At 60.1% G+C, this 15,256-nt stretch carries 12 protein-coding genes; 9 read left to right on the forward strand and 3 right to left on the reverse strand.

Annotation, left to right across the window (positions count from 1 at the left end):
* Positions 1–24: 24 nt before the first annotated feature.
* The 3 genes from ACA044_RS23600 to edd all read right to left on the reverse strand — a co-directional run bounded on the left by ACA044_RS23600 (position 25) and on the right by edd (position 3,706).
* A complete protein-coding gene (locus tag ACA044_RS23600; protein ID WP_008006907.1) occupies positions 25–756 on the reverse strand; it encodes a response regulator in 732 nt (243 codons plus the stop codon).
* A gap of 176 nt (positions 757–932) precedes the next feature.
* On the reverse strand, positions 933–1,883 hold the full coding sequence (locus ACA044_RS23605; protein ID WP_497443515.1) for a glucokinase: 951 nt from the start codon (positions 1,881–1,883) through the stop codon (positions 933–935).
* Positions 1,880–3,706, reverse strand: a complete 1,827-nt coding sequence (edd, locus tag ACA044_RS23610) for a phosphogluconate dehydratase (protein ID WP_497443516.1) — start codon at positions 3,704–3,706, stop codon at positions 1,880–1,882. Before edd ends, ACA044_RS23605 begins: the two co-directional genes overlap by 4 nt.
* Positions 3,707–3,925: 219 nt before the next feature.
* Here edd and gap point away from each other — a divergent pair, with 219 nt between their 5' ends.
* From gap to gcsR, 9 genes are all read left to right on the forward strand, one after another.
* Positions 3,926–4,927 carry a type I glyceraldehyde-3-phosphate dehydrogenase gene (gap, locus tag ACA044_RS23615; RefSeq protein ID WP_497443517.1) on the forward strand — a complete coding sequence of 334 codons (1,002 nt, stop codon included), beginning with the start codon at positions 3,926–3,928 and terminating at the stop codon, positions 4,925–4,927.
* A gap of 187 nt (positions 4,928–5,114) precedes the next feature.
* A complete protein-coding gene (locus ACA044_RS23620) occupies positions 5,115–5,579 on the forward strand; it encodes a methylglyoxal synthase (protein WP_497443518.1) in 465 nt (154 codons plus the stop codon).
* Between the two features lie 395 nt (positions 5,580–5,974).
* Positions 5,975–7,324, forward strand: a complete 1,350-nt coding sequence (locus ACA044_RS23625) for a CoA transferase (RefSeq protein ID WP_497443519.1) — start codon at positions 5,975–5,977, stop codon at positions 7,322–7,324.
* Between the two features lie 486 nt (positions 7,325–7,810).
* Entirely contained in the window at positions 7,811–9,238 is a 1,428-nt protein-coding gene (gene arcD, locus ACA044_RS23630; RefSeq protein ID WP_497443520.1) for an arginine-ornithine antiporter, read from the forward strand.
* Between the two features lie 35 nt (positions 9,239–9,273).
* The gene (gene arcA, locus ACA044_RS23635) at positions 9,274–10,530 is read left to right on the forward strand and encodes an arginine deiminase (protein WP_497443521.1); all 1,257 of its coding nucleotides are present in this window, start codon (positions 9,274–9,276) and stop codon (positions 10,528–10,530) included.
* Between the two features lie 70 nt (positions 10,531–10,600).
* Positions 10,601–11,611, forward strand: coding sequence for an ornithine carbamoyltransferase (locus ACA044_RS23640; protein WP_497443522.1), 1,011 nt, complete (start codon positions 10,601–10,603; stop codon positions 11,609–11,611).
* 185 nt (positions 11,612–11,796) lie between these two features.
* Complete coding sequence (gene arcC, locus ACA044_RS23645) at positions 11,797–12,726, forward strand: carbamate kinase (RefSeq protein WP_497443523.1); 930 nt, start codon at positions 11,797–11,799, stop codon at positions 12,724–12,726.
* 66 nt (positions 12,727–12,792) lie between these two features.
* Positions 12,793–13,152 carry a DUF5064 family protein gene (locus ACA044_RS23650; protein WP_497443524.1) on the forward strand — a complete coding sequence of 120 codons (360 nt, stop codon included), beginning with the start codon at positions 12,793–12,795 and terminating at the stop codon, positions 13,150–13,152.
* Between the two features lie 211 nt (positions 13,153–13,363).
* The gene (gcsR, locus tag ACA044_RS23655; RefSeq protein WP_497443525.1) at positions 13,364–14,872 is read left to right on the forward strand and encodes a transcriptional regulator GcsR; all 1,509 of its coding nucleotides are present in this window, start codon (positions 13,364–13,366) and stop codon (positions 14,870–14,872) included.
* Positions 14,873–15,256: the final 384 nt, after the last annotated feature.

The raw sequence follows: 15,256 nt of genomic DNA on the forward strand, positions 1-15,256 counted from the left end.
CGTCCGGCGAGCTTGCGCAGAAAATCAGTGACCATTGCTGGCAACCACGTTGGCTGCCAGTTGGTAGCCGCTGCCACGTACGGTACGGATCAGCCGCGGCGGTTTTTCGGTGTCGCGCAGGCGCTGACGCAAACGGCTGACCGCCATGTCGACGATACGATCGAGCGGCATCAGATCGCGGCCACGGGTGGCGTTGCCGATGGTGTCGCGGTCGAGGATTTCCTGAGGGTGATCGAGGAACAGTTTCAACAGCGCAAAATCGGCGCCCGAGAGAATCACTTCCTCGCCATCGATGTGGAATAGTCGATGACTGACCATGTCCAGCCGCCAATCATCGAAGGCCAGCACTTCACTGCCGGAACGCTCCTGACCGAACTGCGCGCGGCGCAACAAGGCTTTGATGCGCGCCTGCAACTCACGGGGACTGAAGGGTTTGCCGAGGTAGTCGTCGGCGCCCAGCTCCAGGCCGATGACGCGGTCGGCCTCGTCGGAACTGGCGGTGAGCATGATGATCGGTACGTGGGCCTGGCGCGGGTGCTGGCGGATCCAGCGGCAGAGGCTGAAACCGTCTTCGTCCGGCAGCATCACGTCGAGGATCACCAGATCGCTCGGCGCCTCGTTCAAGGCCTGACGAAAGCCTGCACCGTCGGGCGTGGTACGAACCTGGAAACCGGCGCGGGTCAGGTAGGTGTCCAGCAACTCGCGTATCTCTTGATCGTCATCGACCAACAAAATCGACTTGTTGACTGAGCTCACAGGGCGGCGTCCTTGTTGTTTGTGTTAGAGAGGATTATGCCTGATCGATCGTGGATCTATGGTGTCTGTTCCGGCCTCTTCGCGGGCAAGCCTCGCTCCCACAGGATTCGTGCCGGTCAGCAAATCGGCGACATTCCTGTAGGAGCGAGGCTTGCCCGCGAATGAGGCGACGCGGTCTAAGCCTGATCGAGCGCCACACCCGCACCAACAAGGCCGGAATACGGCGCTGTCACCAGCCACACCGGAATGCCTTTGAAGTAATCGCTCATGCAGCCCTTGTCGGCGAAGCTGCGGGCGAAACCGCTTTCGATGAAGAAATCGGCAAACCGTGGAATCACCCCGCCAACGATGTAAACGCCACCCCGTGCACCGGTGGTCAGTACGTTATTGCCGGCCACGCGACCGAGCCAGCAACAGAACTGCTCGAGCACTTCCAGGGCAATCGGATCACCCGCCAGCCCCGCAGCCGTAATCGCCTCAGGCGTGTCGAGCACAGGCGTGTGACCGTCCACCGCGCAGATCGCGCGGTAGACCCGCGGCAAACCACTGCCGCTCAACGCCGTTTCAGCGCTGACATGACCGATCTCGTTGAAGATGTGTTGCCAGAGTTGAGTTTCCCGCGGACTGCTCAACGGCAGATCGACGTGACCGCCCTCCCCCGGCAGCGGGGCAAAACGGCCCTCGCCCAGATCGAGCAACGTCCCCACGCCCAAGCCAGTGCCCGGGCCGATCACCACCGCCGGCCGCAATGGCTCCGGCGTGCCCTCGCAGACCACCCGAAACTCGCCCGGCTGCAAGCGGGTCATGCCCAGGGCCATGGCCGAGAAGTCGTTGACCAGCAGCAGTTGATCCACCTGCAAGGTCTTGCAGAACCCCTTGCGACTGAGTCGCCAGTGATTGTTGGTGAACTTGAATTCATCGCCGCTCACAGGGCCCGCCACCGACAGGCACACCGAACCGATAGAACCCGGCGCCAGACCGAGCCCGCTCAGGTAGAGCGCAATCGCCTCCTCCGGGCTGGCGTGGTCTGCCGTCGCCAGCACCTGGATCGATTCCAGCTGCTGGTTTTTCCACAACGCGAAACGTGCGTTGGTGCCACCGATGTCACCGACCAAAGCCAGTTTCAATTAAGCGTCTCCAGGGCAGAAGTAAAGGCGCTGGCGCCTTGCTCTGCGGAGCTGAAGGCCATGCGCATGAAACCAAACAGTTCGCGACCGCTGCCGATGTTGTTGCCCAACAGACCCTTGGCAGGTTCGCGCGCTGCGAATTCTTCGGCGTCCACCTTAAGCTCCAGGGTGCCTTTGACGCCATCGACGCGGATGATATCGCCCTCTTGCACCCGCGCCAAAGCACCGCCCACGTAAGCTTCAGGGCTGACGTGGATCGCCGCCGGGATTTTCCCCGAGGCGCCGGACATGCGTCCGTCAGTCACCAAGGCAACTTTGAAACCGCGATCCTGCAGCACGCCGAGGAACGGCGTCATTTTGTGCAGTTCCGGCATGCCATTGGAGCGAGGGCCCTGGAAGCGCATCACAGCGACAAAATCTTTCTCCAGCAAACCGGCCTTGAACGCATCGGCCAGGTCCTGCTGATCCTGGAACACCATGGCCGGTGCTTCGACGATCTGGTTTTCCAGCGCGACCGCCGAAACCTTCATCACGCCACGGCCGAGGTTGCCTTCCATCACTCGCAGACCACCCTCTGCCGAGAATGCGCGAGCGACCGGACGCAGGATGTTTTCGTCGAGGCTTTCGATCGGGCCTTCGCGCCAGACCAGTTCACCGTTATCGAGGAACGGTTCCTTGGTGTAGCGGCTCAGGCCGTGGCCGAGCACGGTGTTGACGTTTTCGTGAAGCAGGCCGGCTTCCAGCAGCTCGCGGATCAGGAACGACATGCCGCCCGCCGCCTGGAAGTGGTTGATGTCGGCTTTGCCGTTCGGGTACACGTGGCTCAGGGTCGGCACCACCTCGGAGAGGTCGGCCATGTCCTGCCAGGTCAACTGGATGCCCGCCGCCATAGCGATGGCCGGCATGTGCAGGGTGTGGTTGGTCGAGCCGCCGGTGGCGTGCAACGCGACGATCGAGTTGACCAGCGAACGCTCGTCGACGATTTCGCCGATCGGCATGAAGTCGCCACTCTGCTTGGTCAGACGCGTCACCTGGTGCGCCGCTTCGCGGGTCAGGGCATCACGCAACGGGGTGTTCGGGTTGACGAACGAGGCGCCCGGCAAGTGCAGGCCCATGACTTCCATCAGCAACTGGTTGGTGTTGGCGGTGCCGTAGAAAGTGCAGGTGCCAGGGCTGTGATAGGACTTCATCTCCGATTCCAACAGCTCTTCGCGGCTCGCCTTGCCTTCGGCGTAGCGCTGACGCACATCGGCTTTCTGCTTGTTGGAGATGCCCGAAACCATCGGCCCGCCCGGCACGAAAATCGTCGGAAGATGACCGAAACGCAACGCGCCCATCATCAGGCCCGGCACGATCTTGTCGCAGATGCCGAGCATCAGCGCGCCGTCGAACATGTTGTGGGACAGCGCCACAGCGGTGGACAACGCGATCACTTCACGGCTCGGCAGGCTCAGCTCCATGCCCGGCTCGCCCTGGGTCACGCCATCGCACATCGCGGGCGTACCACCGGCGAACTGGCCGACGGAACCGATTTCGCGCAGGGCTTTTTTGATCTGCTCAGGAAAGACTTCGTACGGCTGGTGCGCCGAGAGCATGTCGTTATATGACGAAACAATCGCGATGTTGGCGGAGTTCATCATCCGCAGGCTGTGCTTGTCGTCGCTGCCACACCCGGCCACGCCATGGGCGAAGTTGGCGCATTGCAGCTTGCCGCGCATCGGGCCGTCGCTGGCGGCGCCGCGGATCAATGCAAGGTAAGCCTCACGCGTGGCGCGGCTGCGGGCGATAAGCCGTTCGGTGACCTCAAGGACGCGGGGATGCATGTGTAGAACTCCAGGCTAACGGATGTGGCGACCTGATTGTCTATGCTGATCAAGCACCGCTGTGATTGGGATGACAGACGGTTTTCTTGATCATTCGGACCAGTTGATTCAGGTCACTCGTTGTAGATAAAACAAAATATTGCCATTAAAAAGGCTTGTTTTCTATTTTTATGCGAATAATCTTGTAATTCCAACAACAAAACGACGGCGGCGCTGTAAATGACTCTTCGAATCGCAATCAATGGTTTTGGCCGTATCGGCCGTAATGTCCTGCGCGCACTGTATACCCAAGGTTATCGTGAGGATCTGCAGATCGTAGCGATCAACGATCTGGGCGACAGCTCGATGAACGCTCATCTGCTCAAGTACGACACCGTTCACGGCACATTCGATGCCGATGTCCAGCACGATCAGGAAAGCCTGACCGTCAACGGCGACCGTATTTCGGTCAGCGCCATTCGCAACCCGGCCGAATTGCCGTGGGCTGCGGAAAAGGTCGACGTCGTGTTCGAATGCACTGGCCTGTTCACCGACCGTGCCAAAGCCGCCGCGCATATTACGGCCGGCGCGCGCAAAGTGATTATCTCGGCCCCGGCCAAAGGCGCCGACGCCACCGTGGTCTATGGTGTTAACCACGACATTTTGCGCCAATCGCACCAGATCATTTCCAACGCCTCGTGCACCACCAACTGCCTGGCCCCGGTGGCCCAGGTGCTGCACCGCGAATTGGGCATCGAAAGCGGTCTGATGACCACCATTCACGCCTACACCAACGACCAGAACCTGACCGACGTCTACCACACCGACCCGTACCGCGCCCGTTCCGCCACCCAGAACATGATCCCGAGCAAGACCGGCGCCGCTGAAGCCGTCGGCCTGGTGCTGCCGGAACTGGCGGGCAAACTGACCGGCATGGCGGTACGTGTTCCGGTGATCAACGTGTCGCTGGTGGACCTGACCGTGCAACTCAAGCGTGAAGCGTCGGCCGATGAAGTCAACGCGCTGCTAAAAGAAGCCAGCCAGCACTCGAAAATTCTCGGCTACAACGCCCTGCCGCTGGTTTCCAGCGACTTCAATCACAACCCGCTGTCATCGATCTTCGATGCCAACCACACCAAGTCCAGCGGCAAGCTGCTCAAAGTGCTGGCCTGGTACGACAACGAATGGGGCTTCTCCAACCGCATGCTCGACAACTGCCTGGCGCTCTGCAACGCAGAATAAACAGCTCGACACTTGTGTCGACGCGGACCTGTAGGAGCTGCCGCAGGCTGCGATCTTTTGATCTTGATCTCCTCCGGATCGCTGAAAATCAGGATCAAAAGATCGCAGCCTGCGGCAGCTCCTACAGGTGTTGGCAACGCCGAAAAATGCGTCGTCGCAGGCGCATTCTCGTCTGGAGAAGCAAGCGATGATCGGTATCAGCTTTACGCAAAAGACCCTGGCAGCGCGCAAACGTATCGCCCTGGTCGCCCATGACCACTGCAAAGTGTTTTTGCTGGACTGGGCCGAGCGGCAGAAAGACAAGCTCGCGCAACATGAACTGGTCGCCACCGGCACGACGGGGTTGTTGTTGCAACAACGCCTCGACCTGCCGGTGGAGAGCATGATCAGTGGTCCGCTGGGCGGCGACCAGCAACTCGGCGCGCGAATCGCCGAGCAGCGGGTCGACATGCTGGTGTTCTTCTGGGACCCGTTCGAACCGCAACCCCACGACCCGGACATCAAGGCGCTGCTACGGGTCGCGGCGGTGTGGAACATCCCGGTGGCCTGCAACGAATGCAGTGCCGATTACCTGCTCAGCAGCCCGTTGATGAATCAGGCCCACGAACACCGCATCCCGGATTACGCGACCTATCTGCTGGGGCGCGGGTAACACTGCAAATCGCACTTGACCATTCGAGCGGATGACAAGCATTACCATTCGCTCGAAATGGATCAGGTCCTCCCGTGAGTCAATCACGTCTGCCATCACCCCCCCAATTCGCCTGAAAATACGGTCCTGTGGGAGCGGGCTTGCTCGCGAAAGCGGTGTAACAGTCGACTTCTCTGTTGAATGTCAGGCCGCCTTCGCGAGCAAGCCCGCTCCCACAAGGTATGTATGAACTGTAAGCCTTGCGATCCACCTCAAGCCCCATGCCTCACCCAGCCACCTCAAAACTCACCCGACTTCTTTTCGCCCTGCTCGCGGACAAGTCGGATCGCCGCACCGCTCGCGCCTACAGGTGACATTTTGAACTATGCTCGGGCTCTCGCTCCGGAGGGCCTTCGATGACTGATTTACTCACGTCCATTCAAGCCGCACTCGGCTTGCCGCACACACCCATACCGTTCACCTCGAGCGGCGCCCTGTCCTCGGCGTTTGCCGTGACTGATCTCGCCTGCGCGAGCATTGCCGCCGCCGGCCAGGCGGCCAGCGTACTGCTGCATCGGCAAACCGGTCGTTTACCCAGCCTTGAAGTCGACCGGCGTCTGGCGTCGTTCTGGTTCGCCACCTCGATCCGCCCCGTGGGCTGGAGCGTCCCACCGCTATGGGACCCGGTCGCCGGCGACTACGCCAGCAAGGACGGTTGGATCCGCCTGCACACCAACGCACCCCATCACCGCGCCGCCGCCGAATCAGTGCTCGGCGCCTGTGCCGACCACGCAGCGATGGCGAACAAAGTGGCTCAATGGGCGAAAAGCGATCTGGAACAAGCGGTAGTCGAAGCCGGTGGTTGCGCGGCACAGATGCGAAGCTGGAAGCAATGGCAGGCCCACCCTCAAGGTCGGGCCGTGAACGCCGAACCGCTGATGCAGTTCAGCGCCGACGGCAGCCAAAACGCGAAACCGTGGCAGGGTTCGGTAGCGCAACCACTGTCCGGGATCAAAGTGCTGGACCTCACGCGAGTGCTCGCCGGCCCGATCGCCAGCCGCTTCCTCGCGGGCCTCGGCGCCGATGTACTGCGCATCGACCCACCGACCTGGAACGAACCGGGCGTGGTGCCGGAAGTCACCCTGGGCAAACGCTGTGCGCGCCTGGATCTGCACGACAAGACTGATCGCGCGGTATTCGAAAGCCTGCTCAAGGACGCCGACATCCTGCTTCACGGCTACCGCGCCGACGCACTGGAACGCCTGGGTTACGGCATCGCCCAACGCCAGGCACTGGCCCCCGGCCTGATCGATGTTTGCCTCAACGCTTACGGCTGGAGCGGCCCCTGGCAGAACCGCCGCGGCTTCGACAGCCTGGTGCAGATGAGCAGCGGGATTGCCGACGCGGGCATGCAGTGGAAAAAGGCGGATAAACCGACACCGCTGCCGGTTCAGGCCCTTGACCACGCCACCGGGTATTTGATGGCGGCCAGTGCGATCAAGCTATTGGCTGAGCGATTGAGTAGCGGGGGCGGTGGCACAGCGCGCTTGTCACTGGCACGCACGGCGAAAGTATTGATTGAAAATGGCGCGGGGACGGATGAGCCATTGCGGGTAGAAGATGACAACGATCAAGGGATGTTGGTTGAGCAAACATCGTGGGGGCCAGCCCATCGGTTGCAAGTGCCGCTGAAGATTACGGAAACGCCGCTGCAGTGGGCGCTGCCGGCCGGGGAATTGGGTTCCCATCGCGCGCAGTGGTGGTGACCATCAGATAGCTTGCTCGCGAAGACGCCCGAATAGTCAACGCAGGTACCGCATCACAACGACAGTAACTGCGGCAAAGAGAAAATCCCGCCGCCAATCATCAAGTCCCTTTTTCTCAAATGCGGCCGATGCGACCAGCACCGAAAAATCATCACGTAGTTGTTTTTAACTAAATAGATAAAGCGAAATAACGTTTATCCATTAATCCAGTCAGCGCCTGTTATTTATAGCCGAACAATCTATTGCTTTGGCCTGCGAAACCGCAGAAACAAACTAATTTCAAAGCCCTAGCACTATCGATTACGCCTGCCTGTTCTGGCGAAGCCCCTGTGAACAGGGCTTTTCCAGCAATACCGCTATGCACGGAAAAGATTCATAAGTCATTCATTAACAATGGAATGTGCCCATGCACTGATCTATGTCAGCTGATTGAATAGCTAACAGAATTACCCTGTTATCTCTCTTCTCCTGCATTGGAGTCATGGAATGTCTGAATCCCCCGGAAAACTGAAACTCGGCGCGCTCGTTGCTTTAGTGGTCGGCTCAATGATTGGTGGCGGGATTTTCTCTTTGCCCCAGAACATGGCCGCCAGTGCTGATGTAGGTGCCGTTCTTATTGGTTGGGCCATTACCGCGGTGGGCATGTTGACCCTCGCCTTCGTGTTCCAGACCCTGGCCAACCGCAAGCCGGATCTGGACGGTGGTGTTTACGCCTACGCCAAGGCCGGTTTCGGCGACTACATGGGCTTCTCGTCCGCCTGGGGTTACTGGATCAGTGCCTGGTTGGGGAACGTTGGTTACTTCGTACTCTTGTTCAGCACCCTCGGCTACTTCTTCCCCATTTTTGGGGAGGGAAATACTGTCGCCGCGGTGATCGGTGCCTCGGTGCTGCTCTGGGCGGTGCACTTTCTGGTTTTACGGGGGATCAAGGAAGCGGCGTTCATCAACCTGGTGACTACCGTCGCCAAGATCGTGCCGCTGCTGCTGTTCGTGCTGATCGCCGTGTTCGCTTTCAAACTGGAGATCTTCACCGCCGACATCTGGGGCGTAAAAAACCCGGACCTGGGCAGCGTGATGAACCAGGTGCGCAACATGATGCTGGTCACCGTGTGGGTGTTCATCGGCATCGAAGGCGCGAGCATTTTCTCGGCCCGTGCGGAAAAACGCAGCGACGTGGGTAAAGCCACGGTCATCGGCTTCATCACCGTGCTGCTGTTTCTGATGCTGGTGAACGTGCTGTCCCTGGGAATCATGACCCAACCGGAATTGGCGAAACTGCAGAACCCGTCCATGGCCGCGGTGCTGGAACATGTGATCGGTCATTGGGGCGCGGTGCTGATCAGCGTTGGCCTGATCATCTCGTTGCTGGGTGCGCTGCTGTCATGGGTGCTGTTGTGCGCGGAGATCATGTTCGCCGCTGCCAAGGACCACACCATGCCGGCCTTCCTGCGCAAGGAAAACGCCAACCATGTACCGGTCAATGCACTGTGGCTGACCAATGTGATGGTTCAGCTATTTCTGATCATCACGCTGTTTTCGGCCAGTACTTACCTGTCACTGATCTACCTCGCCACGTCGATGATTCTGGTGCCTTACCTGTGGTCGGCGGCGTATGCGCTGCTGCTGGCGGTGCGCGGCGAGAGTTATGAAAACGCTTTGGCCGAGCGCAGGAAAGATCTGTTCATCGGTGCCGTCGCGTTGATCTACGCGGTCTGGTTGATCTATGCCGGTGGCGTCAAATACCTGCTGCTCTCTGCCCTGCTCTATGCGCCCGGCGCGATCCTCTTCGCCAAAGCCAAACTTGAAGTCAACAAACCGGTTTTCACCAACGTCGAGAAGCTGATTTTCGCCGCAGTCGTCGCGGGTGCCCTGGTGGCGGCCTATGGGCTGTATGACGGCTTCCTGACTCTGTAACACCTGACTCATTTGTCATCTGGAGGATCTCTGTAATGAGCACCGAAAAAGTTAAGTACGGCGTCCATTCCGAAGCCGGCAAACTGCGCAAAGTCATGGTTTGCTCCCCCGGCCTGGCTCACCAGCGGCTGACCCCGAACAACTGCGACGAGCTGCTTTTCGATGATGTGCTGTGGGTTGCCCAAGCCAAGCGTGACCATTTCGACTTCGTCACCAAAATGCGTGAGCGTAATGTCGACGTACTGGAAATGCACAACCTGTTGACCGATATCGTCGCGATTCCAGAAGCGCTGGACTGGATTCTGGAACGCAAGATCACCGCCAACTCGGTCGGCCTTGGGCTGGTCAACGAAACCGGTTCCTGGCTACGCAGCCTGGAGCCGCGCAAGATCGCTGAATTCCTGATTGGCGGCGTCTCCGCCGATGACCTGCCGGACAGCTTCGGCGGCAAGACCATTCAGATGTTCCGCGAATTTCTCGGTCATTCCAGCTTCATCTTGCCGCCGCTGCCCAACACCCAGTTCACCCGCGACACCACCTGCTGGATCTACGGCGGCGTGACCCTGAACCCGATGTACTGGCCGGCGCGCCGTCAGGAAACCCTGCTGGCCACCGCCATCTACAAGTTCCACCCGCAGTTCACCCACGCCGACTTTCAGATCTGGTACGGCGACCCGGACCAGGAGCACGGCAACTCCACCCTTGAAGGCGGCGACGTAATGCCGATCGGCAACGGCGTGGTGGTGATCGGCATGGGCGAACGCTCGTCCCGCCAGGCCATCGGTCAATTGGCGGTGAATCTGTTCAAGAACAACGCGGTGGAAAAAGTCATCGTCGCCGGCCTGCCGAAATCCCGTGCAGCGATGCACCTGGACACCGTGTTCAGCTTCTGCGACCGCGACCTTGTGACCATCTTCCCGGAAGTGGTGAACCAGATCGTCGCCTTCAGCCTGCGACCTGACGAAAGCAAACCGGGCGGCATTGATATCCGCCGCGAAGAAACCAGCTTCCTCGACACCGTGGCCAAGGCCCTCAACCTCAAAGCACTGCGCGTCGTCGAAACCGGCGGCAACAGCTTCGCCGCCGAACGCGAGCAATGGGACGACGGCAACAACGTGGTGGCGCTGGAGCCGGGCGTGGTCATCGGCTACGACCGCAACACCTACACCAACACCCTGCTACGCAAGGCCGGCATCGAGGTCATCACCATCAGCGCCGGAGAACTCGGGCGCGGGCGTGGCGGCGGCCACTGCATGACCTGCCCGATCATTCGCGACCCTATCGACTATTAGCTTGCATACCTCGGCCTGCGCTTATAAGGCACAGGCCCTGGGGATAACCGAAACCAAAGGAGATCCAATCATGGCTTTCAACATGCGCAACCGCAGCCTGCTCTCGCTGATGCACCACACCACTCGCGAGCTGAATTACCTGCTGGACCTGTCCCGTGACCTCAAACGCGCCAAATACACCGGCACCGAGCGTCCACACCTGCAAGGCAAGAACATCGCACTGATCTTCGAAAAAACCTCGACCCGTACCCATTGCGCCTTCGAAGTCGCGGCCCATGACCAGGGCGCCCACGTCACCTACATCGACCCGGTGTCGTCGCAGATCGGCCACAAAGAAAGCATGAAAGACACCGCCCGCGTGCTGGGGCGGATGTTCGACGCCATCGAGTACCGCGGCTTCGAACAGGAAATCGTCGAAGAGCTGGCGAAGTTCGCCGGCGTGCCGGTGTTCAACGGCTTGACCGCTGAATTCCACCCGACGCAGATGATCGCCGACACCCTGACCATGCGTGAGCACAGCGACAAGCCGCTGCACGACATCAGCTACGCCTACCTCGGCGATGCCCGCTACAACATGGGCAACTCGCTGTTGATGATCGGCGCCAAACTCGGCATGGACGTGCGCATTGCCGCACCAAAAGCGTTGTGGCCGCATCAGGACTTCATCGATCAGTGCAAAGCCTTCGCCGAGGAGAGTGGCGCGCGCATCACCATCACCGAAGACCCGAAAGAAGCAGTCAAGGGCGTGGACTTCATCCACACCGACATCTGGGTGTCGATGGGTGAGCCAGTGGAAGCGTGGGACGAGCGCATCGAGCAACTGCTGCCGTACCAGGTCAACGCCAACATGATGAAGGCCTCGGGCAACCCGCGCGTGAAGTTCATGCACTGTTTGCCAGCGTTCCACAACAGTGAAACCAAGGTCGGCAAGGACATCGCCGCGCGCTATCCCCTCCTGGCCAACGGCGTCGAAGTGACTGAAGAAGTATTCGAGTCGCCGGCCAACATCGCCTTCGAGCAAGCGGAAAACCGCATGCACACCATCAAGGCGATTCTGGTGTCGGCGCTGGCGGATATCTAACGGCTCACTGGGCTCTCCCTGACGGAACACGATCAATGTGGGAGCGGGCTTGCTCGCGAAAGCGGTCTGACAGGCAACATTGATGTCGACTGACACGTCGCCTTCGCGAGCAAGCCCGCTCCCACACCAACCCGGTTCCCACAGAGAGATCGAGTTGCTCGCCCTCTATTTAGAAGGACTGCACTATGCGTATCGTCGTTGCTCTGGGCGGTAACGCCCTGCTCCGCCGGGGTGAACCCATGACCGCGGACAACCAGCGCGCCAACATCCGGATCGCTACCGAACAGATCGCCAAGGTCTATCCCGGCAACCAACTGGTGATCGCCCACGGCAATGGTCCGCAGGTTGGCCTGCTGTCGCTGCAAGCGGCGGCCTACACCCAGGTTTCCCCTTACCCGCTGGACGTGCTCGGTGCCGAAACCGAAGGCATGATCGGCTACATCATCGAACAGGAACTGGGCAACCTGCTGGACTTCGAAGTCCCGTTCGCCACTCTGCTGACCCAGGTCGAAGTCGACCCCAACGACCCGGCGTTCCAGAACCCCAGCAAACCCATCGGCCCGGTCTATACCAAGGCCGAAGCGGAAAAACTCGCTGCCGAGAAAGGCTGGGCCATCGCTCCGGACGGCGATAAGTTCCGCCGCGTGGTGGCCAGTCCGAGACCGAAACGCATCTTCGAAATCCGCCCGATCAAGTGGTTGCTGGAAAAAGGCAGCATCGTGATTTGTGCCGGCGGTGGCGGCATTCCGACGATGTACGGCGCCAGCGGCAAACTGCAAGGCGTGGAAGCGGTGATCGACAAAGACCTGTGCTCGGCGTTGCTGGCCGAACAGCTTGATAGCGATCTATTGGTGATCGCCACCGACGTCAGCGCGGCGTTCATCGACTTCGGCCAACCCACCCGGAAAGCCATCGCCCAGGCCCACCCGGATGAAATGGCAAAACTCGGCTTCGCTGCTGGCTCCATGGGACCAAAGGTCCAGGCGGCCTGCGAGTTTGCCCGCCATACTGGCAAAGTCGCGGTGATCGGTTCGCTCTCGGACATCGAAGCGATCGTCCAGGGTAAGGCCGGCACCCGTATCAGTACGGCGACGCCTGGTATTACCTACCGATAGAAAGAAACTCCGGGGGCAGCCGTGAGGTTCTGCCCTGATTCAATGCCTTTTGAAGGAGAGATGCCAATGGCCACGTTCGAACCCGGACACTTGCACATGGAGCGCCATGCGCTGAACAAGGATGACTTCAGCTACAACCTGCACATCGAATACGAAATCGCCCAGGATCCCAAGGAAGGCCAAGGCATGCTCTTCAAGCTGCATGGCTCGGTCGAGGGCAAGGACCTGAATGAAGAGTTTTATCTGCCCAAGGACCAGGCCTTCGACTTTGCCCGCCACGCCACGCGCATCGCGCAAAAGTACGGCCTGCCCAAGACGGCCAGCATCGGCGCCATGCACAAGTATTACGACGAAATGTTTGAAGACGTGCGAGCGCAACTCGACGTCAAATCCGGCGACCCGGTCAAACCCGAACACCTCGAATAACCCAATTCTTCTGTAAAAGCCGAACCTGTGGGAGCGGGCTTGCTCGCGAAAGCGGCCTAACAGGCCACATTGATGTCGACTGACACGCCGCCTTCGCGAGCAAGCCCACACATTGGTTCGGTGTAGCCCGTAAAGTCCTGCGCTGGATTTCACCATTGGCCCGCCCCAAGGCATACTTGCCACCCTCCGCTCTCCAGAACCCAACCGCCCCATGCGCATCCACGTCAGTTTCATCGACCGTGTCGGTATCACCCAGGAAGTCCTGGCCTTGCTTGGTGGGCGCAATCTCAATCTGGATGCGGTGGAGATGGTGCCTCCCAACGTCTACATCGACGCCCCGACCTTGAGCCCGGCAGTGCTCGAAGAGCTTCGCGATGCGCTGTTCAGCGTGCGCGGGGTGCAAGCGGTGACGGTGGTCGACATCCTTCCCGGCCAGCGCCGTCACTTGCAACTCGATGCGCTGCTCGCCGCCATGACCGACCCGGTGTTGGCCCTCGACAGCGCCGGCAAGGTGCTGCTGGCCAACCCGGCACTGATTGCCCTGTATGGCCGCGAACCGGCGGGTGAAAGCATCAGCGAGCTGTTTGCCGACCCGGCGCTGCTCGACGCGTTGCTGGAAAACGGCTTCCGTTTGCCGCTGCGGGAGATCACCGTCAACGGTCAAACCCTGCTGCTGGACGCCACGCCGATCACCGACGCCGGCGCCCTGCTGACCCTGTATCAACCGAACCGCATCGGCGAACGCCTCTCGGCGCTGCACCACGATCACGCCGAAGGCTTCGATGCCCTGCTCGGCGAATCCCCGGCGATCCGTACGCTCAAGGCACGCGCCCAGCGAGTTGCGGCCCTGGATGCACCGTTGCTGATCCAGGGTGAAACCGGCACCGGCAAAGAACTGGTGGCTCGCGCCTGCCACGCCATCAGCGCCCGCCACAGTTCGCCGTTCCTGGCCTTGAACTGCGCGGCACTGCCGGAAAACCTCGCCGAAAGCGAACTGTTCGGCTATGCCCCCGGCGCCTTCACTGGCGCGCAACGGGGCGGCAAACCGGGGCTGATGGAACTGGCCAACCAGGGCACGGTGTTTCTCGACGAGATCGGCGAAATGTCGCCGTATTTGCAGGCGAAATTGCTGCGTTTTCTCAACGACGGCAGCTTCCGTCGGGTCGGTGGCGATCGCGAAGTAAAGGTCAACGTGCGGATCCTCAGCGCGACCCACCGCGATCTGGAAAAAATGGTCAGCGAAGGCACCTTCCGTGAAGACCTGTTCTATCGCCTCAACGTCCTGAATGTGGAAGTCCCGCCCCTGCGCGAGCGCGGCCAGGACATTCTGCTGCTGGCGCGCTACTTCATGCAGCAAGCCTGCGCGCAGATCCAGCGCCCGGTCTGTCGCCTGGCCCCCGGCACCTACCCGGCGCTGCTGGGCAACCGCTGGCCGGGCAACGTGCGGCAATTACAGAACGTGATTTTCCGCGCCGCAGCGATTTGCGAAAGCAGCCTGGTGGACATCGGCGACCTCGACATCGCCGGCACCTCCGTGGCGCGCCAGAGCGACAGCGAGGTCGACAGCCTCGAACAGGCCATGGAAGATTTCGAGAAAACCTTGCTGGAAAAGCTCTACGTCAGCTACCCCTCGACCCGCCAACTGGCCAGCCGCCTGCAAACCTCCCACACCGCGATTGCCCATCGGTTGCGTAAGTACGGGATTCCCAACAAGCCGTAATGCTGGAAATACGATCTCGTTACCGACACAAAACCACTGTGGGAGCGAGCCTGCTCGCGAAGGCGGACTGACATTCACTATGGATGTCGACTGATACACCCTCTTCGCGAGCAGGCTCGCTCCCACAGGTTTATGCGCGGTCTGAAAATCTCCTCAAAAACGACCTCCACCTGTACTGAAAGCGCTACAGTGGAATGATATCGCTACACCTTCTCCTGATCACCGCTGTGCAAGGCTTTGATCCACCTCAGCTTTTTTCTCCCGTCTGCGCTGTAGCGATTTCGCTACAGCTCGTTCATTCCAGTCTTCCGCAAAAACCAATAACTAATTGATTTATAAAGAATAAATAACATTGGCCGCGATTTTGCTAAGTAACCCATCATA

The organism is Pseudomonas sp. LBUM1673, assembly GCF_059695645.1.

Coding starts and splice junctions, on each gene's coding strand:
- arcC (WP_497443523.1), top strand. CDS start 11,797: ATGCGTATCGTCGTTGCTCTGGGCGGTAACGCCCTGCTCCGCCGGGGT.
- ACA044_RS23640 (WP_497443522.1), top strand. CDS start 10,601: ATGGCTTTCAACATGCGCAACCGCAGCCTGCTCTCGCTGATGCACCAC.
- ACA044_RS23620 (WP_497443518.1), top strand. CDS start 5,115: ATGATCGGTATCAGCTTTACGCAAAAGACCCTGGCAGCGCGCAAACGT.
- arcA (WP_497443521.1), top strand. CDS start 9,274: ATGAGCACCGAAAAAGTTAAGTACGGCGTCCATTCCGAAGCCGGCAAA.
- arcD (WP_497443520.1), top strand. CDS start 7,811: ATGTCTGAATCCCCCGGAAAACTGAAACTCGGCGCGCTCGTTGCTTTA.
- edd (WP_497443516.1), bottom strand. CDS start 3,706: ATGCATCCCCGCGTCCTTGAGGTCACCGAACGGCTTATCGCCCGCAGC.
- gcsR (WP_497443525.1), top strand. CDS start 13,364: ATGCGCATCCACGTCAGTTTCATCGACCGTGTCGGTATCACCCAGGAA.
- ACA044_RS23650 (WP_497443524.1), top strand. CDS start 12,793: ATGGCCACGTTCGAACCCGGACACTTGCACATGGAGCGCCATGCGCTG.
- ACA044_RS23625 (WP_497443519.1), top strand. CDS start 5,975: ATGACTGATTTACTCACGTCCATTCAAGCCGCACTCGGCTTGCCGCAC.
- gap (WP_497443517.1), top strand. CDS start 3,926: ATGACTCTTCGAATCGCAATCAATGGTTTTGGCCGTATCGGCCGTAAT.